This window comes from Micromonospora chokoriensis, assembly GCF_000718555.1.
In the GTDB taxonomy this organism is placed as follows: Bacteria; Actinomycetota; Actinomycetes; order Mycobacteriales; family Micromonosporaceae; genus Micromonospora; species Micromonospora chokoriensis_B.
Window position 1 is genome coordinate 558,326 of record NZ_JOAN01000001.1, and the last position, 24,725, is coordinate 583,050.

The window sequence follows — 24,725 nt, forward strand, 5'->3', positions numbered from 1 at the left end:
GCCAACGACCACATCGACCTGACGGTGGAGCCTGGAGAGATTCACGCCCTGCTCGGCGAGAACGGCGCGGGCAAGTCGACCCTGATGAACGTGCTCTACGGGCTCTACCAGCCCGACGAGGGCGAGATCCTGGTCGACGGCAAGCCGCTGAAGCTGAAGGGCCCATCCGACGCGATCGGTGCCGGGATCGGCATGGTGCACCAGCACTTCATGCTGGTGCCGGTCTTCACCGTCACCGAGAACATCATGCTCGGCGCCGAGCAGGTCAGGGGCGGCATCGCCGGCTTCCTGGACCGGCGTCGGGCCCGGCGCGAGGTCGCCGAGGTGTCCGAGCGCTACAACCTCCGGGTCGACCCGGACGCGGTGATCGAGGACCTGCCGGTCGGCATCCAGCAACGAGTCGAGATCGTCAAGGCGCTCACCCGCGACGTCGACCTGCTCATCCTGGACGAGCCGACCGCGGTGCTCACCCCCCAGGAGACCGAGGAGTTGCTGACGGTCATGCGGTCGCTCAAGGCGGCCGGCAAGTCGATCGTCTTCATCACCCACAAGCTCGGCGAGGTCAAGGCCATCGCCGACCGGATCACGGTGATCCGGCGCGGAAAGACCGTCGGCACCGCCTCGCCGGAGGCCAGCCGGGACGAGCTGGCCGCGCTGATGGTCGGGCGCAACGTCCGGCTCACCGTGGACAAGGCCCCGGCCACGCCGGGCGAGCCGGTGCTGGAGGTGGCCGGGCTCGTCGTCGACGACGACCGGCAGATCCGCGCGGTCGACGGCATCGACCTGACCGTACGCGCCGGTGAGGTGCTCGGCGTGGCGGGCGTGCAGGGCAACGGGCAGACCGAGCTGATCGAGGCGATCATGGGCCTGCGCCCGGTGCTCGCCGGCACGGTCAGCCTGGCCGGTGACCGGATCGACGGCTGGAAGCCCAAGAAGGTGCTCCGGGCGGGCGTCGGCTACGTGCCCGAGGACCGCAGCGTGGACGGCCTGGTCAAGGAGTTCAGCGTCGCGGAGAACCTGGTACTGGACATCTACGACCGGCCGCCGTTCGGTTCCGGGCTCGCGCTGAAGCCGGACGCGATCGCCGCCTCCGCCAAGGAGCGGATCGAGCAGTTCGACGTCCGTACCTCATCGGCCGACACGGCGGTGGGCACCCTCTCCGGTGGCAACCAGCAGAAGGTGATCGTGGCCCGGGAGCTGTCCCGGCCGCTGAAGCTCTTCATCGCCGCCCAGCCGACCCGTGGCGTCGACGTCGGGTCGATCGAGTTCATCCACAGCCAGATCATCCGCGAACGGGACATCGGCACCGCCGTCCTGGTGGTCTCCAGCGAACTCGACGAGGTGATCGGGCTGGCCGACCGGATCGCGGTGATGTACCGCGGTCGGATCATCGGCATCGTCGGCCCGGACACCCCACGCGAGGAGATCGGCCTGCTGATGGCCGGCATCAGCCCGGACGCGGCCCACGAGGCCACCGCGGCGACCGGCGAGGGCCCGGCGAACGCCGACGGTTCCGCGAGCGAGGACGAGGCATGACCACCAACCCCAACCCGCAGTCGGGCTCCCCCGACAAGGAGCCGGCGAGCGAGGCCCAGGCCGCGCAGAACGCCCTCGGCAACACCGAACGGGCCGAGACGGCGACCCTGCCGGGCCGCCCACAGCCTGAATCGGAGCCGAAGCCGAGCCTCGGCCGGATGTTCCTGGACAACCTCTGGGCGGCCAACACCTTCACGGTGACCCTGCTGTCGTTGGTGCTGGCGATCGTGGTCGGCGCGGTGTTGATGATCATCTCTGATCCGACGGTGCTCTCCACCTACTCGTACATCACCTCGCGCCCGTCCGACGCGATCAACTCCAGTTGGACGCTCGTCAGCGAGGCGTACGCGAACCTGTTCAAGGGCTCGGTCTTCGACCCGGAGGCGTTCTCCGCCTGGGTGAACGGCACCGGCGGTTGGCAGGCCGTGCTCGCGCCGATCTCGGAGACGCTCACCTACGCGGCGCCGCTGATCTTCACCGGCCTGTCGGTGGCGCTGGCCTTCCGGGGCGGCCTGTTCAACATCGGCGCCCAGGGTCAGGCCACCATCGGTGTGATCATGGCGGCGCTGGCCGGCTTCCTGCTGCCGCTGCCGCCCGGCCTGCACCTGCTGGTGGCGGTGCTGGCTGGCGCGCTGGGCGGGGCGATCTGGGGCTTCATCCCCGGCATCCTCAAGGCCCGTGCCGGCGCGCACGAGGTGATCAACACGATCATGCTCAACTACGTCGCCACGTACTTCCTGACCTGGTTGATCGTGCAGAACGGCGTGCAGGACCCGACCCGCACCGACGCGATCAGCAAGGCGGTCGACAGCTCCGCCCAGCTGCCCCGACTGCTCGGCGGCGACCTGCGGGTGCACGCCGGCATCCTGCTCGCCGTGCTGGCCACCTGGGCGGTGGCCTGGCTGCTCAACCGCTCGACGCTCGGCTTCGAGCTGCGCGCGGTCGGCGCCAACCCGGACGCCGCCCGGACCGCCGGCATCAGCGTCACCCGGACGTACATCCTGATCATGGTCTTTGCTGGCATCCTGGCGGGCCTCGGCGGCTCGAACATGGTGCTCGGCTCCACCGCCAGTGCTCTGACCCCGCTGGTGGTCGCGCAGATCGGTTTCGACGGCATCCTGGTGGCGTTGCTCGGGCGGGTGAAGCCCTGGGGGGTGCTGCTCGCCGCGCTGCTGTTCGGGGCGTTGCAGGCCGGTGGCAACCGGATGCAGTCGTACTCCGGGATCTCGCTGGAGCTGGTGACCGTGCTCCAGGCGCTGATCGTCATCTTCATCGCCGCGCCGGCCCTGGTGAAGGCGATCTTCCAGCTCCGGGCCGCACGCGCAGCCCGGTTGCAGACGAGCCTGGCGAAGGGCTGGTAACTCATGTCCACCATGGCTGTCCCTGACATCGCCGTCGCCCCGGTCGACGAGGGCTTCTGGACTCGCAGCCGCAAGGTCGGCCTCACGCTGCTGGGGCTCGGCCTGCTGGCCGCGGTGCTCTTCGGCGCGCTCGCCACCGACCAGCAGGCCCGGTTCACGCTCAGCGACGACGCGGCCGGTGCCGCATTGGAGATCAACGGCACGATCGGGGCGATCCTGTTCGGGATCATCACGATCGCCGCCGGTGCGGCGCTGCTCGCCGGGGTGCCGAAGCGCTGGTTCCTCCCCGTGCTCGGCGTCGGGCTCGTCGGCTTCGTGCTCTCGTTCCTCTGCTGGCAGGTCTCCGCCGCGCCGGCCGGGCAGAACTTCATGCCGCTGGTCAACATCATCCGGGGCACGTTCATTCTGGCGCTACCGCTGATCTTCGGCGCGCTCGCCGGGGTGCTCTGCGAGCGCTCCGGCGTGGTCAACGTGGCCATCGAGGGTCAGCTGCTGATGGGCGCCTTCAGTGGCGCCCTGTTCGGCAGCATCTCCGGCAGCGTCTGGGTAGGCCTGGTCGCCGCCGCCATCGGCGGCGCGCTCATCTCTCTGCTGCTGGCCGTCTTCGCGATCCGCTACCTGGTCGACCAGGTCGTCATGGGCATCGTGCTCAACCTGCTCGCGATCGGCGTCACCGGCTTCCTCTACGAGCGGCTGATGCAGACCGACGCGGAGAAGTACAACAGCGCCCCCCGCTTCAGCAACTGGGAGATCCCGCTGCTGAAGGACATTCCGGTGCTCGGGCCGGCGCTGTTCCGGGGCAACATCTTCCTCTACCTCGGTCTGCTGCTGGTGCTGGTGATCCACATCGGGCTGTTCCGTACCCGGTGGGGGCTGCGGACCCGCTCGGTCGGGGAGCACCCGATCGCCGCCGACACGCTCGGCGTCAAGGTGCTGCGGGTCCGCTACCGCAACGTGCTGCTGGCCGGTGTGGTCGCCGGCATCGGCGGCGCGTCCTACACGCTGGCGCTCTACTCGTTCACCAAGAACATGATCGGCGGCAAGGGCTTCATCGCACTGGCCGCGCTGATCTTCGGCCGGTGGAACCCGACCGGCGCGCTGCTCGCCGCGCTCTTCTTCGGCTTCGCCGACCAGCTCGCCACCTACCTGGGTGCGATCAGCAGCTCCATCCCCAGCCAGTTCCTGGCCATGCTGCCCTACCTGGCGACCATCCTGGCCGTCGCCGGGCTGGTCGGCCGGGTCCGGGCACCGGCCGCCGACGGCAAGCCCTACATCAAGGGCTGACCATGACCCGGGCTGTCCCACACCGGCCATCACCGCAGATCGCTGCTTGCCGGGCCGAGGAGCCGGCCCTGCCCGCTTCTGACCTGGGCTGCTTGGGCAGAATGGCGGCATGACCGACATTGACTGGGCGCGGTTGCGCGCCGCCGCCACCGACGCGATGCGGCACGCGTACGCGCCGTACTCGACGTTTCCGGTCGGGGCGGCCGCGCTTGTCGACGATGGCCGAGTGGTGGTCGGCTGCAACGTGGAGAACGCCGCGTACGGGGTGACGCTCTGCGCCGAGTGCGGGGTCGTGTCCAGCCTGCATGCCACCGGTGGTGGTCGGCTCGTCGCGCTCTCCTGCGTCGACGCGACAGGTGAGCCGTTGATGCCGTGCGGCCGCTGTCGGCAGCTGCTCTGGGAACACGGCGGGCCGGAGTGTCTGATCGAGAGCAAGACCCGGCCGCTGCGGATGGCCGAGCTGTTGCCGCACGCCTTCGGCGTGGAGGACCTGGAGGCCGTCACCGGTGAGACGCCGGTGCCGGTGGTCCCGGAGCGGCTGGCCGCGTGGCGAGGGCGCGGCACCGTCTTCGTGCACCCGGACATGTCCGCCGGTCAGCAGGTCTGGACGGCGTACTGGGAGCGTTCGGCCGGCGACGACGCTGGCGCCGAGACCGGGGTGCTGGAGGAGGCACCGAGCTGGGCCGACCCGGCCGAGGCGATCACCTGGGGTCTGGCGCGGACGCCCCGGGTGGTCGTGGTGGACGCCACCGGCACGATTTTCTGGGCGGGCGAAGGCGAGCCGCCGCTGGAGATCCCGGTCCGCTGGTCCGCCAGCTGACCGCAAAGCCGCAGGCGACCACACGCGCGCGACCACACGGCAAGGCCGCGGGCTACCGCCCCGCCCCGCCATGATCGTGCTCGATCCTGGAAATAGTGCCCAACCTTGTGATGCGAGGGGACTACTTCCTAGTTCGAGCGCGATCAGGGCGGGCGGGGGCGGGGACGGCGCCGAGGCGGCTGGCACGGCCCTGGACTGATCCACAACGATGTGAGAAGGAACCACACGGTGAGTGCTTTTGCTGCTGTTGACGTTATCCGGGTCAAGCGGGATGGGGGTGTGCTGTCGGACGCGCAGATCGACTGGGTGGTCGACGCGTACACCCGGGGGGTTGTCGCCGACGAGCAGATGTCCGCGCTGGCGATGGCGATCCTGCTCAACGGTATGACCGGGCCGGAGATCGCCCGGTGGACCGCCGCGATGATCGCCAGCGGTGAGCGACTGGACCTCTCGGCGGTACGCCGGCCGACTGTCGACAAGCACTCGACCGGAGGCGTCGGCGACAAGATCACTCTGCCGCTCACCCCGCTGGTGGCGGCGTGTGGCGCGGCCGTGCCGCAGCTCAGCGGCCGGGGTCTCGGGCACACCGGCGGCACGCTGGACAAGTTGGAGTCCATCCCGGGCTGGCGGGCCACGGTGAGCAACGACGAGTTCATCGCCCAGTTGGACGAGGTCGGCGCGGTGATCTGCGCGGCCGGCGCTGGGCTCGCTCCCGCCGACCGCAAGCTGTACGCGTTGCGCGACGTTACCGGCACCGTGGAGGCGATCCCGCTGATCGCCAGCTCGATCATGAGTAAGAAGATCGCCGAGGGGACCGGCGCGCTGGTCCTCGACGTCAAGGTCGGCTCGGGCGCCTTCATGAAGTCCGTCGACCAGGCCCGCGAGTTGGCGCGCACCATGGTCGAGTTGGGTGGCGCGCACGGCGTGCGTACGGTCGCCCTGCTCACCGACATGTCCACCCCGCTCGGCCTGGCGATCGGCAACGCGGTCGAGGTGACCGAGTCGGTCGAGGTGCTGGCCGGTGGTGGCCCGGCCGACGTGGTGGAGCTGACCCTCGCCCTGGCCCGGGAGATGCTCGACGCCGCTGGCCTGCCGGACGCCGACCCGGCGGCGGCGCTGCGCGATGGCCGGGCGATGGACTCCTGGCGGGCGATGATCCGGGCGCAGGGCGGCGACCCGGACGCGCCGATGCCAGCGGCCGCCGAGGTGGAGGTGGTCCGCGCCGAGCGGGACGGGTACGTCGCGGCCGTCGACGCGTACGCGATGGGGGTTGCGGCGTGGCGGCTCGGCGCGGGTCGGGCCCGCAAGGAGGACCCGGTCAGCGTGCCGGCCGGTGTGGTGTTGCACAAGCGCCCGGGTGACGAGGTGCGGGCCGGTGACCCGCTCTACGAGCTGCGTGCCGAGGACGCCACGCGGATTCCGGCCGCGCTCACCGAGGCCGCCAACGCGGTGCGGATCGCGTCGACGGCTCCGGCGGCGACGTCGCTGGTCATCGAACGCATCGGCTGAGCGATCCGCTGTCGCCCTGGCGTGGTGCCGGTGGCCTGGGAGCGCTATTGTCGCAGGCCAAGGGGGGACAACCGGCCTTGCGCCGGCGCGAGCAGACAGGAAGATCCGCCGTGACCGTTGCTGCCCCCGATCCACGTGAGGTGCGCGAGGCGAGCCTGGACGAGCTGTCCCGGCTTGGCCTGCCGTTGCCGCCGCCCCAGTTTCCCCTCGTCTGGGAGCCGGGCGACGGGATCGACCTGCGCCCCACGGCGGAGATCGAGGCGCGGATCGCGGTGCTGCACCTGATCCTGGCCCGCTGCTTCGGGATGCCCCCACAGGCGGCGATGAGCTGGCTGCTCGGCTCACACCTGGTCGACATGGTCACCCCACCGGAGTGGCAGTTCGTGATGGGCGGCAAGGGCGACCACCGGTCGTTCGTGCTGCATCACGACGCGCTCTTCGCGCTGGCCTGGGTGCTGGGGCTGAGCAAGCAGCTCGACCCCACCCTGGCCGTCGACGAGCGGCTGGTCGAGCGGCTGCCGCACATCGCCGAGGGGGAGTCCTTCCCGCACTGGCGTTCCCGGATCCTCACCGCGCCGCAGCACCCGGCCGACGCGGCCGCCCTGCTCGACCTGCACTACTGCCTGGACTGGGCGTACCTGGAGACCGAGCGCGGCGGTCGGCGTGCGCCGGGTCTGGTCGACGCGAACGCGATCGGGCAGCGGCGCTGGGCGTTGGAGTGGGCGGTGATCCTGCGCGGGCCGTACCACGACGAGCCGCCCGGCTGGGAAGAGGTCGACCTCTCCACCTGAGCTCAGCGGGGTAGGTAGGTGTCCACCCGGATCGCCACGGTCACCCGTACCGGCTCGGGTAGGGCGGCCAGCCGTCCGGCGAGGGCGTCCGGCGCGGTGTGCCAGGCGCTGGGGCCCATCCCGACCAGGGTGGCGACCTCCAGCCGGGTCAGGGCCAGCTCCGTCCGGTGCGCCGTCGAACTGGCCAGGGTGAAGTGCCCGCCCAGGCTGCCGGTCACCCGCTCGGCCTTGTCCGGGTCCACCCGCAGCAGGTCGAGGGCATCGACCAACTCGGCGAGGTGGTCGGTGTCGGGCGTGACCACCAGCAGCGTCCCGGCCGGATCGAGCACCCGGTGGAACTCGGCGCCGTTTCGCGGGGCGAAGACGTTCAGCAGCACGGCGGTCGAGGCGTCCGCCAACGGCAGCCGCTGCCAGGTGTCGGCGAGCGCCGCGGCGGCCCGGGGATGCGCGCGGGCCGCGCGCCGCAGCGCCGGCTTGGACACGTCCAGGGCCAGACCCACGGCGTCCGGCAGCGCCGCCAGCACCGCGCCGAGGTACCGGCCGGTGCCGGCACCGGCATCCACCACCAGGGGGTACGCCCCGAAGCCCGCCACGGCCCGCGTCGCGGCTGCGGCAAGCGCGTCCGAGATGACGTCGTAGTGCCCGGCGGCCTGGAAGTCCGCCCGGGCGGCGACCATCTCGGCGGTGTCACCGACGTGCGGGGCCCGACCGGTGAGCAGGTTGACGTAGCCCTGACGCGCGATGTCGAAGCTGTGCCGTCGCGGGCAACGCAGGGCCCGAACGTCGGTGGCTTGCGCAAGTGGCTCGCCGCAGACCGGGCAGCGCAGCCGGTCGAGAACCCGGGGATCCAGGTCAGGGCGCGGCTTGTCCAACCCCCGGAACGCGTCCATGCCGTCGAGCCTAGTGGCCGCACTCCGCGGGCCCGAACCGGCTGACTAGGGTCTGAGCATGCACGAAACTATCCGATACGAGGACATCGTCAAGGTCCCGAAGGCGCTACTGCACGATCACCTGGACGGCGGGCTGCGGCCGGCGACAATCGTCGAACTGGCCGCCGAAGTGGGCCACGAGCTGCCCACCACCGATCCTGAGGCGCTCGGACGCTGGTTCGTGGACGCGGCGGACTCCGGCTCGCTGGAGCGCTACCTCGAAACGTTCGCGCACACCGTGGCGGTCATGCAGACCGCGCCCGCGCTGCGTCGAGTGGCCCGCGAGTGCGCTCTGGACCTGGCCAACGACGGTGTCGTCTACGCCGAGGTGCGCTTTGCCCCGGAGCAGCACCTGGAACAGGACCTGAGCCTGGACGAGGTGGTCGAGGCGGTGCTGGCCGGGTTCGCCGAGGGCACCGCCCAGGCGGTCGAGGCGGGCCTGACCATCCGGGTGGGCACCCTGCTCACCGCGATGCGGCACGCCGCCCGCTCTCAGGAGATCGCCGAGCTGGCGGTGCGGCACCGGGACGCCGGGGTGGTCGGCTTCGACATCGCCGGCGCCGAGGCGGGCTTTCCCCCCACCCGGCACCTGGACGCCTTCGAGTACCTCCAGCGGGAGAACTTCCACTTCACCATCCACGCCGGCGAGGCGTTCGGCCTGCCGTCGATCTGGCAGGCGATCCAGTGGTGCGGGGCCGACCGGCTCGGCCACGGGGTGCGGATCGTCGACGACATCGCCCCCGACGGCACGCTCGGCCGACTGGCCGCGTACGTCCGGGACAAGCGGATCCCGCTGGAGCTGTGCCCCTCGTCGAACGTGCAGACCGGCGCGGTGACCTCGATCGCGGACCACCCCATCGGCCTGCTGCGGGACCTGCGCTTCCGGGCCACCGTCAACACCGACAACCGCCTGATGAGCGGCACCTCGATGTCGCGGGAGATGTCGCTGCTGGTGGAGACGTTCGGCTACGGCTGGAAAGAGTTGCAGTGGTTCACCATCAACGCGATGAAGAGCGCCTTCATCCCATTCGACGAGCGGCTGCGGATCATCGATGAGGTGATCAAGCCGGCGTACGCGAAGTTGCTGGCCTGAGCTCAGCCGTGCGGGTGGCCGGCGAGCAGACCGGCCACCCGGCGCAGCACCTCCCGGGCGCGGGCCGCCTCCGCACCCAGGCCCGTCTGCCGACGCAGCACCGCGGGCTCGGCCCGCAGGAGCGCCACCCCGCGTCGCACCAGCACTCGGGGGGCCTTGCGCTGCTCGGACAGGTCGCGGGCGAGTCGGCGCAGGAAGGTGGCCCCGCGCGGCCGGCGCAGCGCGTACGCCCCGGCGAGCAGCCCACGGCGGCGGCACTCCTCGACGATCTCGGCCGCGAAGATCCCTTCGGCCACGAAAAGTGGCGATCCGGTGACATCAAATGGCCGGGTGGCCACCCGTCGATCTGCGCCGATCGCATAAACCGGCACATCGGCTCGGCCCTCACGGGCAAGTTGGGCAATGATTTCCACCGCACTGGGGGCGTCCCAGGAGTGCGGCGATTCCCAATCCACCTGGCCGTTTCGTCTCGGCAACGTAGGGTCATCGCCGTCTTTGTAGAAGTCGTCCAGGCAGAGCACCGGCAAGCCGGTTTGCTGTGCAATGTACGACTTTCCGGACCCGGAGGGGCCGGCCAGCAGGACAACTCGGTGCGGATGTTTCATTACCTTCAGTTACTCCGGCCAGACGGACTGCTATCAAATCGCATCAACATCTCATCACACCTTCGGTCGGGGACAACCTGGGCTTTCTTCTTGTCGACCGGCGTGATGGAATCTCGGGGGTCCGACCCGCCGGGTCGGTCGCTGGGCGTTGCCCGGGGCAACGCGTTGAAGCTGTAATCGCGAGGGCGGTGACGTGAGCAAACGGCCAAAGACGGCGGGCTCCTTCCTGTCGCGGCTCGGCCGGCCGGCCAGCCGGCTCCGGGACATGCCGATCTGGTCCAAGCTCGGTCTCATCATGATCGTGCCGACCATCGCCACGGTCGTGGTGGGCACCAGTGGTCTTGTCGACCACGTGGAGACGCTCAACAATGCCAACCGAGCTGGCGACCTGGCGAACCTGTCGAGCTATTCAGGTGTCCTAGTCGACACCCTGCAGGACGAGCGGACCGCCGCCGTGCTGCTGCTGGGCGCGGACGGGACGCAGCCAACGGCGCAGTACCAAGAGGCTTACAACCGGGTGAACTCCCGGGTGGATCAGGATGCGATCCCCTACCGGCAGCAGCGGGCCGAGGTCGAGGACCTGCCGAGCAGCCTCGAGGCTCTGCTCGACAACATCGACCAGAACCTGCAGGACCTGTCGGGCATCCGCAGCCAGGTGTTCAGCGGGAAGCTCGCGCTCACCGAGACCGTGCAGGCGTACGAGGGTCTGATCAGTGACCTGCTCGCCATCCGCGACTCGTCCACCCAGCTCGCTGGCGACAACCAGCTGAGCGACCGGATGCGCGCCGCCGCGGCGGTCGCCCGGGAGAAAGAGTTCCTCGCCGCACGCCGCGTCGTGGTGCACCGCGCGCTGGGCGTGAAGGGCGGCAAGCGCCTGACCCCGGCGCTGCGCCGGGACTACATCGCCAGCGACACCGGCCAGCAGCAGGCACTGCAGAGCTTCAAGGCCGTCGCCACCGAGGACGACGCCAAGTTCCACGACCAGACGATCGCGGGCGGCGACCGCCGGCAGGCGCAGAACTACACCGGCTGGATCGACGGCAACACCACCGGCGACATGCGCGGTGCGCCGTTCGGCCCGGACCAGTGGGAGGCCGCCATGACGGCCAACGCCAAGCTGATCCGCACCGTCGAGACGAAGCTCGACCGCGAGGTTGTCGACGAGGCCAACACCCTCCGCTCGGACGTCCAGCGCCAGGTCTTCCTGGAGACCGGCCTGCTGCTCAGCATGCTGCTGCTGGCCATCCTCTTCGCGTACCTGGTCGCCCGCTCGATGGCCCGCTCACTGCGTGAGCTGCGGCAGGGCGCCCTCTCCGTCGCCCAGTACGGTCTGCCGCAGGCGGTGGCCCGACTGCGCGACCCGCAGGTCGTCGGGCAGCTCTCCCCGGTGCAGCTGGCCAACCAGATCGCCGAACCGCTGCCGGTGCGCAGCAAGGACGAGTTCGGCCAGGTGACCGAGGCGTTCAACGCCGTCCACCTGGAAGCCGTCCGCACGGCCGCCGAGCAGGCGGCACTGCGCGCCTCCGTCGCGACCATGTTCGTCAACCTTGCCCGCCGTTCCCAGATCCTGGTCGACCGCCTCATCGGGCACCTCGACCGGCTGGAGCGCGGCGAAGAGGACCCGGACCGGCTGGCCGAGCTGTTCCAGCTCGACCACCTGGCCACCCGAATGCGCCGCAACGACGAGAACCTGCTGGTGCTCGCCGGTGCTGACTCCACCCGTGTGCAGCGTGAGCCGGCGGCTCTCATCGACGTGCTGCGCGCCGCGCAGTCCGAGGTCGAGCACTACACCCGGATCGAGTTCGGTGTCATCGACCGCGACATCGAGGTCGCCGCGCACGCGGTCAACGACCTGGTGCACCTCGTCGCGGAGCTGTTCGACAACGCGACCGCGTTCTCCCCGCCCGACTCGCAGGTCATGGTCGAGGCTCGTCGCGTCGGCGACCGCTCCTCGCTCTACGTCGAGGACCGCGGCATCGGCATCAGCGCCGATCAGCTGCACGACCTCAACGAGCGGCTCGCGACGCCGCCGCAGGTGGACGTGGCCGTCTCCCGGATGATGGGCCTGGTCGTGGTCGCCCGGCTGGCGTCCCGGCACGGTGTCCGGGTCGAGCTGCGCCCCGGCAACGATCGTGGCACGGTCGCCGATGTCACCCTGCCCACCTCGGTGCTGGTGCCTCGGGCGCTCTCCGGTCGGGTGCAGCAGCCGCCGGCCCTGCCGGCAGCCAGCGGTCCTCAGCTCGGTGGTCCGCCGAACGGTGGGCCGGTGCCGGCCTTCGGTGCGCTGCCCGCGCTGGGCAACGGCCCTCGCCCGAGCGAATCTGGTAACCAGGTCACCCTGGGCGGTCGTCCGTTCGACCCCGCGCCGCGCAACGGCGCCGGTGCCCCCGCCAACAGCGGTGCATACCGCTCGATGCCGGCCTGGTCCGATCTGACCGGCGCGGCCGGGACGAACGGCGTCAACGGCGGCGATGGGTTCAACCCCCGGCCAGCCAACGGCCAGGGGACCGACCCGCTGCCGCAGCGCCGGGCGGGCGACGACACGCCGACCTCCGGTCAGCAGCCGTCCATTCCGCGTCAGCTGCCGAGCAGCCCCGAGGCGTCCCCGTACTCGGCGCCGCCGGTCTCTGCGCAGCCCTACTCCGGCGCGCCGGTCTCCGCCGCTCCGGCCTCCGGGCAGCCCTACTCCGGGCAGCCCTACTCGGGTGCGCCGTACGGCACTCCGCCGGTCTCCGCCGCCCCGGCCTCCGGGCAGCCTTACGCCGGTCCGCCGGTCTCTGCGGCCCCGGTTTCGGCCTCCCCGGCGTCCGGTCAGCCGTACTCGGCGCCGCCCGCCTCCAGCCAGTCGTTCAGCGGGTTCGCGCCCCGATCTGCTCCGCCCGCGCAGGCACCCAGCACCCCGGCGCCGCCGGCCTGGCCGCCAGTGCCGGGTAGCGAGCGGGACACCGCCACCCCGCCGGTGCCCGAGCGGCTCGCCGCCGCTCTGGACATGACGACGGAGCTACCGCGTGTGCCGCGACCCGGCGAGCAGCCGGCCGCAGCCCAGGCTCCGACCCCGGCTCCGGCTCCGGCTCCGCAGAGTCGGCCGACACCGCAGCAGTCGCAGGCGCAGAACCGTCAGCGGTACGCGGACGAGACGATGGAGCTGCCGATCTTCCGGGAGCTTGAGTCGGCCTGGTTCCGTACCCGCCGCCCGGGCTCGGACGAGGCTGCGGCCGGTGACCAACCAGCGACCAACGGCGACTCCGCGACCCAGCAGTTCGCCACGGTCGAGGCCACCGGTCGGGCAGTCCACAAGACACCATCCGGGACGACAGGTAACACACCGATGGCAGACACTCCGACGGTCGGAGGAGCGCCGCGGGACAACGGCTCCACAGCGAACGAGGGCGCCCGCCCCAGTCTCGCCGAGAGCCTGCCGAACCGCCGGCCTCAACCGCAGACCAACGGCTGGCAGACCGCCGCCGACGACGGCTGGCGTGCTGCGTCCGCTGCGGCTGGCACGGTGCCGGTGAGCGAGACCACCACGACCGGTTTGCCGAAGCGCAAGCCGATGGCGCAGCTGGTGCCCGGTGCGGTGGAGAAGCCCACCACCTCGGTCCAGCGGCGCTCCCCGGAGGCGGTCCGTGGCCTGCTCTCCGCCTACCACCGGGGCGTGCAGCGAGGGCGTAGCACCTCGGACAACCCGACCAGCCCGGAGGCGACTCCGGGAGGGCAATCCTCGCAGTCTGGCTCAGGCCCGGTGGCCGGGAGCGGGCAGAAGGAGCAAGAAGGATGACAACTACGCAGGATCTTGGTTGGCTGCTGGCCAACTTCGCCGACCGGGTGCCCGGCGTCGCGCATGCGGTCGCCGTATCGGCGGACGGCCTACTCCTCGCGTCGTCACGGGATCTGCCGCGCGACCGGGCAGACCAGCTCGCCGCGATCTCCTCGGGTCTGGTTAGCCTGACCCAGGGGGCAGCTCGCTGCTTCGAGGGAGGCGCGGTGTTGCAGACCGTCGTCGAGATGGACAATGGCTTCCTGTTCCTGATGTCCATCTCGGACGGCTCGTCCTTCGCCGTGCTGGCAGCCCGCAGCTCCGACGTAGGCCAGGTTGGCTACGAGATGGCGCTGCTGGTCGACCGGGTGGGCGACGCGCTGACCCCGCAGCCGCGTGCGGCTGCGGGCATGCTGGGCTGACGCCTCGCCGATCGTGAGGTCGGCACGACTGCAACAACGACAACGACGGGTTTCACCGGTGGGAGCCGGTAACGGGTGCGAAGGAGGTGAGCGGCGAGATGGCCGATCGTGACGAACCGACCGGAGCGTTGGTCCGTCCATACGCCGTGACCCGTGGTCGCACCCGTCCCCGGCTCGACATCGCGCTGGAGGCGCTCGTCGAGACGACGGTGCGCGGCCGGGCCGCTGCCAATGGCAACGGCGGCCAGGGCCGCGAACACCAGTACATCGCCGCGCTGTGTGACGGACGCGTGCAATCGCTCGCGGAGATCGCGGCGCGGATGCAGCTCCCGCTCGGTGTGGCCCGGGTGCTCATCGCCGACATGGCGACGGACGGCCTGGTCGCGGTCCATGAGCCGACCATCCTGGACGACTCCGACGACGCGGTGGGCACTGAACTGCTGGAGAGGGTGCTGAGTGGACTTCGCAGGCTCTGACATGTCGCACCGCCCGCCGAGCCCGAGCGGCCGCGTGACGTCGGCGAAGATCGTTATCGCCGGTGGATTCGGCGTCGGTAAGACGACGCTGGTCGGCTCGGTCTCGGAGATCACGCCGCTGACCACCGAGGCCATCATGACCTCCGCTGGCGTGGGCGTCGACGATACCCGGCAGGTGCCGGGCAAGACGACAACCACGGTGGCGATGGACTTCGGCCGGATCTCGATCGACCGTGACCTGATCCTGTACCTGTTCGGTACGCCGGGTCATACCCGCTTCTGGTTCATGTGGGACGAACTGGTGCGGGGTGCGATCGGTGCGGTCGTGCTGGTGGACACCCGCCGGCTGGCCGACTGCTTCGCGGCGATCGACTTCTTCGAGCACCGACGCCTGCCGTACCTGGTGGCGATCAACTGCTTCGACGGGATGCAGTACCACGACCCGCAGGACGTTCGGGACGCCTTGGCGATCTCGAGCGACGTGCCGGTGGTGGCCTGCGACGCCCGTAACCGGGAGTCGACGAAGCACGTGCTGATCTCGCTGGTCGAGTACGTGCTGACCATGCGCCGTACGCGCGCCGTCGCCCCGGCCTGATCGGGACGCTGCACGCCCGGTGGTGGCTCTGGCCGCCACCGGGCGCCGCACCCTGCCCGTTGCGCTGCCGTGCGTCGGCGTGCGCTCTGCGCCGCCTCCTGAAGGCCCCGAAAGCTCTCGGCCCCTTGCACCCTGGGGCGGTGGCCGTTCGGGGCTCTGCGGAGGCGGCGTCGCCGTTTCCGGGCTTATCCCGCAGATGTGAGAGCGCCCCCAGTCAGCTGACTGGGGGCGCTCTCACATCTGCGAAGGATCAGGACTGGTAGCCCGCCGAGCGGTACTCGTACTCCCGGTCGTCGTCGCGGTCCCCGTGGTCGCGGCTGAAGTCCCAGCCACCGGCGGCCTCGCGGCCGGGGCGGCCACCCACCGCGAAACCGCCGATCTCCTGGCCTCGACGCCAGCCACGGAAGTAGCCGGTCGTGTTCTCCGCGAGGCTTGCCGCATCACGCACTATCCGCAATGGGCGCTCCTCGCGCAGCGGGGAACCAGGGACCAGGTTGGCCTGCGGCACGCGCTTCGGCAGCCCGGCGTTGGTCTCGGCGCCCACCGCCGGGCGAGCTGCCTGCTCCGCGGCCTGCCAGCCGGTGTCGGCCGTGGTCGACCAGTCCAGGTCGGACTCCTCGGCGTGCCCGACGAACCACGCCGACTTGGCCTGCGCGAAGATCAGCAGATCGCCGTCGCCCTCGTCGGCGACCGGCGGCGGCCGGTGCTCCATCGGCGGAGGGCGGTGCTCCATCGGCGGCGGCCGGTGCTCGACCATCGGCGGCGGCCGGTGCTCGACCATCGGCGGCGGCCGGTGCTCGGCGGCGCGGTCGGGACGAGCGGCTAGCCGGCCGTTGCGAGCGGCCTGCTCCCGGTCGACCAGACGCAACGGCGGCGTCTCCAGGTGCTGGTCGGCGGGAGGGTTGAGCCCTTCGCGCAGCGCCCGGTCGGCCAGCGGCGGTGGCTCCACCAGCCGCAGCATCGGTGGTTCCTGCGGAAGGTCGTCCGCCAACCAGGGCGGGGTGACCCGGCCGTCGGCCCGGCCAGGGTCGGTCGTGGCGTCGACGCCCCGGCTGCCGCCGTACGAGTAGGCCACCGGGTTGTTCGGTGAGCTGTCGGACGGGTCCTCCGGGTTGTTGACCAGAGGCCAGTTGGCACGGGAGCCGGGCGGTGCTGCGGTCTCCTGACCGGGCCGGGGGGTCGGCACCGGGATGCTGAGGTCGGTGGCGCTGAACCCGCCAGTGGGGGGCTCGTCGACCGGGCGTTGCAGGTGGCTCGGCCGGGGCTCGCCGTTGGTCTTCGGGCGGGGCGGAATGACCGTACGCTGCCGCTCGGCCCGCGCGTTGTTGATCGCGGCGGTGGTCAGCGTCGGCCGGAACGGCTCGCCGGCCTCGGCCGGCGGCACCGCGCCGCGCTGCGCAGGCGCGATCGGGGTGATCCCCGGTGGCGGAGGCGGTGGCGAGGAGACCGGTCGGTTGGTCGGGCCGTCGATCCGGCTGGGCGCCGGCTCGGCGCGCCTGGGCAGCGTGGACGCTGGCGGACCAGCCATCGCCGCCGGGGTCATCGGGGCCGGTGCGACCGGCGGCGGCGTGACCGGGGCCGGTGCGACCGGCGGCGGCCCGAGCGGGCGGGGCGACGCCAGCGGCGTGTTACCGGAGACCGGCTCGGGGCGGCTGCGGCGCCCGACGGCGGGTGCCGGGTCGGCGGCGGCCGGGTTGGGCCGCACCGACCGCAACCCGGCGTTGGTGCCGACCAGACCGGTCAGCCCGCTGTTGCTGCTGTCGGCCAGGCCGCCCAGCCCGGAGTTGTTGGCGCCGGCCAGGCCGCTCAGCTCGCCGACTGGCTCGCCTCGGCGGGCGGCGGCCCGGCGGCCGGGTGCCTGGGCAGGCGTGCTGTCCCGGGAGCTGAGCGCGCTGACCAGCGCCTCACACCCGGCGTCGCAGGCCCGTACGGAGGCGACGGCCTGGCGGACCGTCTCGGCCACTGCGGACGTGAGCGCGCGGTTGACCGCAGCGCGTCGCGGGGTCTCGGAGATGGCGACCCGCAGTGCGGTGACCGCTTCGTTGATCTCTTCGGCATCGGCGACCCCGTCCGCGGCGAGGTGCGCGGCAATGGCGTCCGCCGCGACCGACACCTCGCGGCCCCGGGCCACGGTGCCGCCGAGCATGCCCGGCTCGGGCAGCGCGTCCAGCACCGCCAGCGGGACCGGCTCGGCCGGGTCCGGGTATGCCCGCAGGGCGGCCGGGTAGAGCTCACGCAGAACCTCGCGCAGCGCCACGGCTGCGGAGTGCCGACCGCTGGCCAGAGCGGCGTGCGCGGAGAGCACCTGCTTGTAGCCGGCGAGGTCCCGGGGTGCCGGCAGGGTGACTGCGGACAGCGCCCCCGCCTGCAACGCGCGGGCCAGACCGACAGCCCGTCGTTCGGCCGGAGGCGACTGCATCTCCTCGAGAGAGTCGTCATCGGCGAACCGCTCGGCGAAGTCATCCACCGAGTCGTCGTCCGCGATCGCCAGGGGCCGCCCCGCCGCGCTCAGCAGCGAGGTGACCGTGTGGTCGTCGCTGTCGGCAGCGATGGCCGCACCGCTCGGCCCGCCCGACCGCTCCACGAGCAGCGCGACGAGCTGGGCGTAGCCAGCGGCGTCATCGCTGATCTCGCAGACATGCAGCAGACGGCCTGCGTCGTCGACCACAGCGGACGTCAGCGTCGAACCGGCGGAGGCCGGTCGGTCAGCCGGATCCGCCGAGGCCAGACCGCAGTAAACGCGCACGAGCGCCACGGCGTCGTCCTCCTCCCGGGACAGGTCTTCCTCTGCCAGCAACTGATGCTCCCCGGTACGGGTCAGTCGCGCCAGTCCACCACCGCAGAGATCTTGCCGACAATGGTGCGCCAACCCAAACTCGCGGTCTGCGCCCCGATCTTCTTCAGCCGCCGCCGACCCATGAACGCGCCGATCCCACCGTTGGCGGTGGCACGCAGCGCCTCGTCCAGGTCGTCGAGGCTGGAGCCGGCGGAGAGCATGTCGAGCACCGCAGGCAGGCGCAATGCGTACGAAAGGTCACGCGCGACCTCGCCGGCCTCGATCAGCAGGGTCGAATCCCACGTGTCGTGCCCGCCGCGCAGGTTCTCCACGACCAGGTCGAGCTCGTAGGTGTCCTCGTCGAGTGGCGCGATATCCGCCGGCTCCACCCGTTCGGACAATTCATTCCAGCTGTCCAGTTGGGACAGATCGTTGGGAGCGCCGGATCGGATGAAACTGACAAGTGATTCGGGGGTCTTGAACAGCAGCAGCTTGCCGCGGTTGCTGAGGAAGACCGGCACCTCTTCGTCGTCCGCCTCGTCCGCGTCCGACTCGTCGTCGGCCGCGTCGGTGGCGGCGCCGTCGCGGCGGCGCTTCGACTCGTCCTCGTCCTCGGCGGCGAACTCCTCGGCCAGCTCCTCGTCGAGGATGACGACAGTCTCGTCGTCCTCTTCCTCCTCCTCGATCGCCTGGCGGCGGGCGAGGAACGGGTCGTCCTGGTCGCGCTCGGTCACGTCGGTCGGGGTCAGCGAGCTGGCCGGCCGGTACGCCCGCAGCGTGAAGCCGGTGCCGGCGGGCAGGGCGATCTCCACTGGATCGATGCGCAGCTCGTCCCAGAGCGATCGGTCGATCGACACCGACGGGCTGTCGGTCTCCTCGATCTCATCTGGCTCGACCGCGCCGGTGGTGTCGTCGAGCTCGGGCTCGTCGGCGTCGGGCCGTTGGGGCGACTGGCGGGCCACGCTGACCTCCGTGTGCTTCGGGTTGCCCACCCGCCGGGGTCTCTGACCGGCGAGTGACTCTGGGCACATACCCTAGTCGGCGGCCCTGGGTGACCGATGCCCGCACCCCGGTGGCCGGTTGGCGCATGGGTTCCGACCTGCTGGTGGTCACCGCTGGCGAACCGGCTGTTCGACAAGTAGCGTAGCTACGCATGAAGGCCCAGGCGCTGCACGGCCATCTCGACGCTCTGCTGCTCGCCGTGCTCGAACAGGGCGCGCTGCACGGCTACGCGATCATCGAGGCGCTGCGTGCGCGCAGTGACGGCAATCTGGATCTGCCCACCGGCACCATCTATCCGGCGCTCCGTCGCCTGGAACGCGCCGGCCATGTGGCGAGCACCTGGAGCACGGTCAACGGCCGGGAACGGCGGACGTACCAGCTCACCGACTCCGGCCAGCAGGCGCTGGCCGGGGAGCGCGCTGGTTGGCGCGAGTTCCAACTCACCGTCGGCCGGTTCCTCGACCCGGGCAGCCCGCCCACCCCGGCCTGACCCGCTGGGGTCGGCCGCGATCAGCGGGCGGTGGCCAGCAGCCAGCCGCGCGCCGCCCGGGTCAGCGAGAAGTAGCCGGCACCCACCAGCACGCCTCCGATGATCATTGGAGGCCAGTGCAGCGCCGCGTCCCAGAGCTCGAGCGACCAGGTGAAGAGAGCACAGCCAGCCAGCACACCGAGAACCAGGATGCCGGTCAGGCCGACGCCCACCGCACGCTGCGCCAGGGCCAGGCCCGGCCGCGGCGCCCGGGCGCTCGCCCAGACCACCAGCAGACCGGCCACCGCGAGCGCCAGCGCACCCATCCAGATCCAGTCGACCAGGTTGGAGAGCAGTAGATAGCCGGCCGGAGGGCGTGGGCCGCCACTCCAACTCGACCCCCGCCAGGTCAGGTCCCCGGCGACCACGCCCACCCCGGCGATCGCCAGCATCCGCAGGGAGAGCCCGCGCAGGGCGCCCACCGCCAGCTCGGCCTGCCAGGACGGGAGCAACTGCGCCGGCGAGCCGAACTCGACCACCGCCCGGCGCTGCGCCTCCGTGGGTGGCACGCCGCTCTCGCGGTACGCCTCGACGGCGTCCAGCAGCCCATGCCGGGCCTCGGTCAGCAGGTCGGACTTGAGTCGCGCCGGCCCCTGCAAACGAGCCGCCAGCTCCCGCAGGTGCTCGTCGACCACCATGTCCTCACCACGTGCCATCGCACCACCCTGCCATGGACTCCGACGGGTCGACGTCCGGGAGAACCCTGGTCCGCCCCCGAGTCGGGTCAGGGGGTGAGCGCCAGGTAACCCCATTCGGCCGCGGCCTGGAGCAGCCACTGATCCCGGTACCAGCCTCCGGCGGCGACCAACTCGGCGTGCCGACCGCGCTGGATCACCCGGCCGCCGTCGAGGACCACGATCTCGTCCAACTCGGCGAGCCCGCTGAGCCGGTGGCTGATCAGCAGCACCGAGTGCCCGGCGGGGGTGGCGGCGAGGGCGGACGCGAGCACCACGTCCGCGGCGGTCGGGTCCAGCCCCTCGGTGGGCTCGTCGAGCACCAGCACCGGCGGCGCGGCGAGCAGGGCCCGGGCCAGCGCCAGCCGCTGCCGCTGCCCGCCGGAGAGCTGCCCGCCCTCCTCGCCGACAAGCGTGTCCCAGCCCGCCGGCTGGGCGTGCACCCAGTCCAGCAGACCGGCGGCGGCGGTGGCCTCGGTCAGCTCCTCCTCGCCTGCCCCGGCTCGCCCGAGTAGCAGGTTCTCCCGCACCGTGGCATGGAAGACGTACGCCTCGGCCAGCAGCCCGCCGACCGCGCGGGGCAGCGCCTCCTCGGCGTACGCCGAGAGGTCGTGACCGTCCAGGGTGACCCGGCCGGACACCGGCCGGACGGCGCCGGTCAGCACGGCGGCCAGGGTGCTCTTGCCGGCACCGCTCGGGCCGACGACCGCGATCCGGCGCCCCGGCGGCAGGTCCAGGCTGACACCGTCCAGGGCGGGCGCCGCGCCGGCCCGGTACCGCACGGTCACGTCGACGAAGCGCAGCTCGTGCGGGCCGGCCAGGTCCGTCGGGCCGTCCGTGGGCGGCGGGGGCGGCGGGTCCGCGTCGAGCAGGGCGGCCACCCGGGCCAGGCCAGGCCGCAGCTGCGTCCACTGCCGGGCCGCCGTGACCAGCGCCAGTGTCACCTCGACGGAGGCCAGCGCGCCGACGGCCAGGACGCCCACCAGCACCCCCGGCACGTCGGCGGTGAGCGCGACCAACACCACCGCCGCGGCGGTCACGCCGGCGGTCAGCACGCCGGCCGCGTCCACCGCGAACCCGGTGGCGGCCAGCCGACGTTCCAGCCGGGCCAGCCGGTGAGCCCGCTGCTCGGCGGCGCGCAACGTGACGTCGGTCGCCCCGAACGCGGCCAGGTCGGCGGCACCGTGGGTGAGGTCGATCGCGTCGGTGGCCAATGCGCCGCGCAGGGGGGCCACCTCGGCCGCGCTGCGGCGGGTGACCGCGGTGGCCAGCGCGGGCAGCGCCACCCCGGCGATTAGCAGCCCGACGGCGAGCGCGCCGGCGGCCGGCGGTGAGATCAACGCCGCCACGGCGACCGCCAGCACACCGACCAGGGCCGCCGCCGAGCCGGGGACCAGCACTCGCAGCAACAGGTCCTGGACAGCCTCCACGTCGGAGACCAGTCGGCTCAGCACGTCGCCGGAGCGGTGCGGGACACCTCGGCGGGCCGCCAGGGTGGCGAACACCCGGGCCCGGACATCGGTGATCATCCGGAGCACCGCGTCGTGCCCGGCGAGCCGTTCGGAGTAGCGGAACACGCCCCGGCTGATCGCCAGCGCGCGGACCGCGACGATCGCCACGGTGAGGCGGTCCAGTGGAGGCTGGCCGGCGGCGCTCATCAGCAGCCAGGTGGCGGTGGCCATCAGGGCGAGCCCGGCGAATTCGGTGGCGGCTGCCAGCAGCCCGGCTCCGACCAGGCGGCCCAGGTACGGCCGGGCCAGTCGCAAGACGGCCCGCTCGGCGGCGGCCCGCCCGGCCGGTGCCGCGTCGGAGGCTTGTCCAGCCAGAGCCTCGTCGGCCACCGGCTCCGCGTCCAGCGGGTTCGGCTCGGGTGCCGGGCTCATCGGGCCGCCTTCCCGGTCGGCTCGGGCGTCAACTCGGTGACCCGGCCGTCCTGCACGCGCAGGATCCGGTCGGCGTCGGCGAGCAGTGCCGGGCGGTGCGCGACCAGCAGCGCGGTCCGTCCGGCGACCAGGCGGCGGGTGGCGTCGAGGACCACCGCCTCGGCTGCCGTGTCGAGTCGGGCGGTGGGTTCGTCGAGCAGCACCACCGGGGCTTCCCGCAGGAACGCCCGGGCCAGTGCCACCCGCTGCCGTTGCCCGCTGGACAACCCGTGGCCGCGCTCGCCGAGCAGGGTGTCCAGGCCGTCGGGCAGCCCGGCCACCACGTCGTCCAGGGCGGCGTCGTGCACCGCGGCGGCGAGCGCGTCGGCCGGGGTGTCCGGTGCGCCGAGGCGGATGTTGTCGGCAAGCGAGGCGGCGAAGAGGTGCGCCCGCTGCGGCACCCAGGCGAGCTGCCGACGCCAGGCGTCCGGGTCGGCGGTGGCGAGGTCGACTCCGTCCACGGTGATCCGGCCACTGGTCGGCACCACGAAGCCGAGCAGCAGGCCGAGCAGGGTGCTCTTGCCGGCGCCGCTGGGCCCGATGATGGCGATCCGTTCGCCGGGCCGGACGGTCAGGGTCACGTCGCGCAGCGCGGTGGTCCGCTCGTACGCCACGCTCACCCCCTCGAACCGGATCTCGCCCCGCGCGTCCGGGGCGGAAGCGCCCTCGGCGGCCCGGGGGGCGGCGGGTGCGGCGGAGACGGTCAACGCCTCGTCCAGCGCGGCCAGCCCCTCCATGCTGGCGTGGAAGCGGCTACCGGCGGCCCGCAGCGGCAGGTACGCCTCCGGGGTCAGCAGCAGCACCAGCAGCGCGGTCTGCAGGGCCAGCCCGCCGCCGAGCAGCCGGATGCCGACCGGCACCGCGACCAGCGCCACCGAGAGGGTGGCGACCAGCTCCAGCACCAGCGCGGAGAGGAACGCGATCCGCAACGTCTTCATGGTGGCGACGCGGTGACCGTCGGCCATCCGGCGCACCACGTCGGTCTGTGCCCGGGCCCGCCCGAACGCGCGCAGCGTGGGCAGCCCGGCGACCATGTCCAGGAAGTGCCCGCCGAGCAGCGCGAGCCGCCGCCACTGCCGTTCGGTGGCGGCCTGCGCCTGCCAGCCGAGCAGCGCGCCGAAGACCGGGATCAGCGGCAGGGTCAGCGCGATGATCACCGCCGAGCTCCAGTCGGCGAAGACGACCCGGGCCAGCACCGCCAGGGGCACCGTGACGCTGAGCACCAACTGCGGCAGGTACCCGGTGAAGTACGCGTCCAGCGCGTCCAATCCACGCCCGGCCAGGGTGGCGATCTCACCGGCCCGCTGCCCGGCCACCCAGCCGGGCCCGTGCCGGCCCACCGCGCTGAGCAGGTCGGCCCGCAGCGTCGCCTTGACCGTGGCGGCGACCCGCGCCGAGACCGTGCCCTGCGCCCAGACCAGGGCCGATCGGGCGGCGACCGCGACCACGAAGCCGGCCAGCGCCGGTCGGTCCAGCCGGCCGTCGATGGCGGTGGCCAGCAGCGACGCGAGTGCGGTGGCCTGCGCCACGATCAATCCGGCGGCCAGCACGCCGAGGAGCCCGAGCACGGCAAGATCGCCCCGGGCCGCAGGGACCCGGCGCAGCAGACGCGGGTCGAACGGACGGCGGCTCACCAGTACACCGGTGCCCTACCGTCGGTCCGTCCTCGGAAAACCCACCAGCACATCGCCTGGAAGCCTAGTAGGGCCGGAAGTAGCGGCAGCGCCACCCAGCCCAGCAGCCGCAGGGTCGGCGCGCTGGCGGCGGCGTCGGCCACCGTCAGCGAGGCGTCCGGGTCGGTCGTGGACACCAGCACGTAGGGCCAGAGGGCCGCGCCGACCAGCAGCACCGGCAGCGCCAGGGCCGCGCCGGTGGCGACCAGAGCCCACCCCGGCCGCCGCCGCGCCAGCGCCGCGCGGGCCGCCAGCAGCGCCGCCGCGAGCAACACCGGCAGGAGTACGGCCACCGCCGGCCGCTGGACGGCGTCGCGTACCCGGGTGGAGAGCACGCCCACGACGGTGGCCAGGGCGACCGCGGCGAGCGCCACCGGCACCAGCCGACGGGCCGTACGGCCGACCACGGCGGCGGCCTCGGCCGACAGTCGCAGCGCGAGGAAGGTCGCCCCGTGCACCGCGACCAGGGCCACCATGGCCAGCCCGGCGGCGGCCGCGAACGGGGTGGCCAGGTGCGTCACCCCGGCGATGTGCCCGTCGGCCTGCAGCGGCACGCCCTGCAACAGCGCGGCGAGCAGCGCACCCCAGCACAGCGCGGCGAGAGCGCTGCCGATCATCACGACGCGGTCCCAGCGGGCGCGGACCCGCTCGTCGCTGGGCCGACTGCGCAGCTGGACCCCGACGGTGACCAGGATGACGCCGACCAGGGCTCCGGCGACGGCCGGATAGCAGCCGGCGAGCAACTCGCCCTCCAGGAGGGGGAACGCGCCGAAGAGGATGCCCATGGCGGCCACCAGCCAGACCTCGTTGCCGAGGAAGAACGGGCCGAGCGCGGTGAGCGCCTCGCGCCGGCCGGCCGGGCCGACGCCGCGGGCGAGCAGCATCCCGACGCCGTAGTCGTAGCCGGCGAGCACCAGGTAGCCGGCAAAGAAGAGGCCGAGTAGGGCGTACCAGGCGAGGTCCACGGTCTT

20 protein-coding genes are annotated in these 24,725 nt (G+C 72.3%); 12 read left to right on the forward strand and 8 right to left on the reverse strand.

The features are described from left to right. The first annotated feature begins 12 nt into the window (after positions 1–12). From IF46_RS0102660 to IF46_RS0102685, 6 genes are all read left to right on the forward strand, one after another. Positions 13–1,536: an ABC transporter ATP-binding protein gene (locus tag IF46_RS0102660; RefSeq protein WP_332261473.1), complete on the forward strand. Its 1,524-nt coding sequence runs from the start codon at positions 13–15 to the stop codon at positions 1,534–1,536. After that, positions 1,533–2,897 carry an ABC transporter permease gene (locus tag IF46_RS0102665; RefSeq protein WP_030486637.1) on the forward strand — a complete coding sequence of 455 codons (1,365 nt, stop codon included), beginning with the start codon at positions 1,533–1,535 and terminating at the stop codon, positions 2,895–2,897. The genes IF46_RS0102660 and IF46_RS0102665 overlap by 4 nt, the downstream gene beginning before the upstream one ends. 3 nt (positions 2,898–2,900) lie before the next feature. After that, positions 2,901–4,181, forward strand: a complete 1,281-nt coding sequence (locus IF46_RS0102670) for an ABC transporter permease (RefSeq protein ID WP_030486638.1) — start codon at positions 2,901–2,903, stop codon at positions 4,179–4,181. Between the two features lie 109 nt (positions 4,182–4,290). Continuing rightward, positions 4,291–5,001, forward strand: a complete 711-nt coding sequence (locus tag IF46_RS0102675; RefSeq protein ID WP_030486639.1) for a cytidine deaminase — start codon at positions 4,291–4,293, stop codon at positions 4,999–5,001. Between the two features lie 228 nt (positions 5,002–5,229). Continuing rightward, on the forward strand, positions 5,230–6,510 hold the full coding sequence (locus IF46_RS0102680) for a thymidine phosphorylase (RefSeq protein WP_030486640.1): 1,281 nt from the start codon (positions 5,230–5,232) through the stop codon (positions 6,508–6,510). A 110-nt stretch (positions 6,511–6,620) separates the two neighbouring features. Then, positions 6,621–7,301, forward strand: coding sequence for a DUF4272 domain-containing protein (locus IF46_RS0102685; protein WP_030486641.1), 681 nt, complete (start codon positions 6,621–6,623; stop codon positions 7,299–7,301). 2 nt (positions 7,302–7,303) lie between these two features. On the opposite strand, the gene IF46_RS0102690 is transcribed toward IF46_RS0102685, so the two are convergent. Beyond that, a complete protein-coding gene (locus IF46_RS0102690) occupies positions 7,304–8,191 on the reverse strand; it encodes a putative RNA methyltransferase (RefSeq protein ID WP_420063543.1) in 888 nt (295 codons plus the stop codon). A gap of 58 nt (positions 8,192–8,249) precedes the next feature. Between IF46_RS0102690 and IF46_RS0102695 the strand changes: the two genes are divergently transcribed. Then, positions 8,250–9,323, forward strand: a complete 1,074-nt coding sequence (locus IF46_RS0102695; RefSeq protein WP_030486643.1) for an adenosine deaminase — start codon at positions 8,250–8,252, stop codon at positions 9,321–9,323. Between the two features lie 2 nt (positions 9,324–9,325). Here IF46_RS0102695 and IF46_RS35015 read toward each other — a convergent pair whose 3' ends face one another. Further along, positions 9,326–9,619, reverse strand: a complete 294-nt coding sequence (locus tag IF46_RS35015; protein ID WP_231924438.1) for a hypothetical protein — start codon at positions 9,617–9,619, stop codon at positions 9,326–9,328. A gap of 502 nt (positions 9,620–10,121) precedes the next feature. On the opposite strand from IF46_RS35015, the gene IF46_RS0102705 reads away from it, so the two are divergent. The 4 genes from IF46_RS0102705 to IF46_RS0102720 all read left to right on the forward strand — a co-directional run bounded on the left by IF46_RS0102705 (position 10,122) and on the right by IF46_RS0102720 (position 15,178). Beyond that, positions 10,122–13,706 carry a sensor histidine kinase gene (locus IF46_RS0102705; protein ID WP_030486645.1) on the forward strand — a complete coding sequence of 1,195 codons (3,585 nt, stop codon included), beginning with the start codon at positions 10,122–10,124 and terminating at the stop codon, positions 13,704–13,706. Beyond that, on the forward strand, positions 13,703–14,107 hold the full coding sequence (locus IF46_RS0102710) for a roadblock/LC7 domain-containing protein (protein WP_030329023.1): 405 nt from the start codon (positions 13,703–13,705) through the stop codon (positions 14,105–14,107). Before IF46_RS0102705 ends, IF46_RS0102710 begins: the two co-directional genes overlap by 4 nt. A 98-nt stretch (positions 14,108–14,205) precedes the next feature. Beyond that, entirely contained in the window at positions 14,206–14,583 is a 378-nt protein-coding gene (locus IF46_RS0102715; protein ID WP_030329021.1) for a DUF742 domain-containing protein, read from the forward strand. Position 14,584: 1 nt separating this feature from the next. Further along, complete coding sequence (locus IF46_RS0102720) at positions 14,585–15,178, forward strand: GTP-binding protein (RefSeq protein ID WP_030486646.1); 594 nt, start codon at positions 14,585–14,587, stop codon at positions 15,176–15,178. A 250-nt stretch (positions 15,179–15,428) separates the two neighbouring features. On the opposite strand, the gene IF46_RS0102725 is transcribed toward IF46_RS0102720, so the two are convergent. Both IF46_RS0102725 and IF46_RS0102730 read right to left on the reverse strand, forming a co-directional pair. Next, a complete protein-coding gene (locus IF46_RS0102725) occupies positions 15,429–17,957 on the reverse strand; it encodes a hypothetical protein (RefSeq protein ID WP_030486647.1) in 2,529 nt (842 codons plus the stop codon). Between the two features lie 38 nt (positions 17,958–17,995). Beyond that, positions 17,996–18,946 (reverse strand): hypothetical protein, encoded by a 951-nt coding sequence (locus IF46_RS0102730; protein ID WP_030486648.1) that lies wholly within the window; start codon positions 18,944–18,946, stop codon positions 17,996–17,998. A 161-nt stretch (positions 18,947–19,107) separates the two neighbouring features. Here IF46_RS0102730 and IF46_RS0102735 point away from each other — a divergent pair, with 161 nt between their 5' ends. Further along, complete coding sequence (locus IF46_RS0102735) at positions 19,108–19,446, forward strand: PadR family transcriptional regulator (protein WP_030486649.1); 339 nt, start codon at positions 19,108–19,110, stop codon at positions 19,444–19,446. Positions 19,447–19,466: 20 nt separating this feature from the next. Here IF46_RS0102735 and IF46_RS0102740 read toward each other — a convergent pair whose 3' ends face one another. The 4 genes from IF46_RS0102740 to IF46_RS0102755 all read right to left on the reverse strand — a co-directional run bounded on the left by IF46_RS0102740 (position 19,467) and on the right by IF46_RS0102755 (position 24,719). Next, positions 19,467–20,141, reverse strand: a complete 675-nt coding sequence (locus IF46_RS0102740; RefSeq protein WP_030486650.1) for a permease prefix domain 1-containing protein — start codon at positions 20,139–20,141, stop codon at positions 19,467–19,469. Between the two features lie 68 nt (positions 20,142–20,209). Continuing rightward, the gene (gene cydC / locus IF46_RS0102745) at positions 20,210–22,042 is read right to left on the reverse strand and encodes a thiol reductant ABC exporter subunit CydC (RefSeq protein ID WP_084597726.1); all 1,833 of its coding nucleotides are present in this window, start codon (positions 22,040–22,042) and stop codon (positions 20,210–20,212) included. After that, positions 22,039–23,715 (reverse strand): thiol reductant ABC exporter subunit CydD, encoded by a 1,677-nt coding sequence (gene cydD / locus IF46_RS0102750; RefSeq protein WP_030486652.1) that lies wholly within the window; start codon positions 23,713–23,715, stop codon positions 22,039–22,041. The genes cydC and cydD overlap by 4 nt, the downstream gene beginning before the upstream one ends. After that, positions 23,712–24,719 (reverse strand): cytochrome d ubiquinol oxidase subunit II, encoded by a 1,008-nt coding sequence (locus tag IF46_RS0102755; RefSeq protein ID WP_030486653.1) that lies wholly within the window; start codon positions 24,717–24,719, stop codon positions 23,712–23,714. Before IF46_RS0102755 ends, cydD begins: the two co-directional genes overlap by 4 nt. Positions 24,720–24,725: the final 6 nt, after the last annotated feature.

Bases quoted from the DNA above. Each gene is read 5' to 3' on its own strand.
- IF46_RS0102665 (WP_030486637.1), top strand. From the start codon at position 1,533: ATGACCACCAACCCCAACCCGCAGTCGGGCTCCCCCGACAAGGAGCCG.
- IF46_RS0102670 (WP_030486638.1), top strand. From the start codon at position 2,901: ATGTCCACCATGGCTGTCCCTGACATCGCCGTCGCCCCGGTCGACGAG.
- IF46_RS0102675 (WP_030486639.1), top strand. From the start codon at position 4,291: ATGACCGACATTGACTGGGCGCGGTTGCGCGCCGCCGCCACCGACGCG.
- IF46_RS0102690 (WP_420063543.1), bottom strand. From the start codon at position 8,191: ATGGACGCGTTCCGGGGGTTGGACAAGCCGCGCCCTGACCTGGATCCC.
- IF46_RS0102695 (WP_030486643.1), top strand. From the start codon at position 8,250: ATGCACGAAACTATCCGATACGAGGACATCGTCAAGGTCCCGAAGGCG.
- IF46_RS0102710 (WP_030329023.1), top strand. From the start codon at position 13,703: ATGACAACTACGCAGGATCTTGGTTGGCTGCTGGCCAACTTCGCCGAC.
- IF46_RS0102715 (WP_030329021.1), top strand. From the start codon at position 14,206: ATGGCCGATCGTGACGAACCGACCGGAGCGTTGGTCCGTCCATACGCC.
- IF46_RS0102720 (WP_030486646.1), top strand. From the start codon at position 14,585: ATGTCGCACCGCCCGCCGAGCCCGAGCGGCCGCGTGACGTCGGCGAAG.
- IF46_RS0102735 (WP_030486649.1), top strand. From the start codon at position 19,108: ATGAAGGCCCAGGCGCTGCACGGCCATCTCGACGCTCTGCTGCTCGCC.
- IF46_RS0102740 (WP_030486650.1), bottom strand. From the start codon at position 20,141: ATGGCACGTGGTGAGGACATGGTGGTCGACGAGCACCTGCGGGAGCTG.
- cydC (WP_084597726.1), bottom strand. From the start codon at position 22,042: ATGAGCCCGGCACCCGAGCCGAACCCGCTGGACGCGGAGCCGGTGGCC.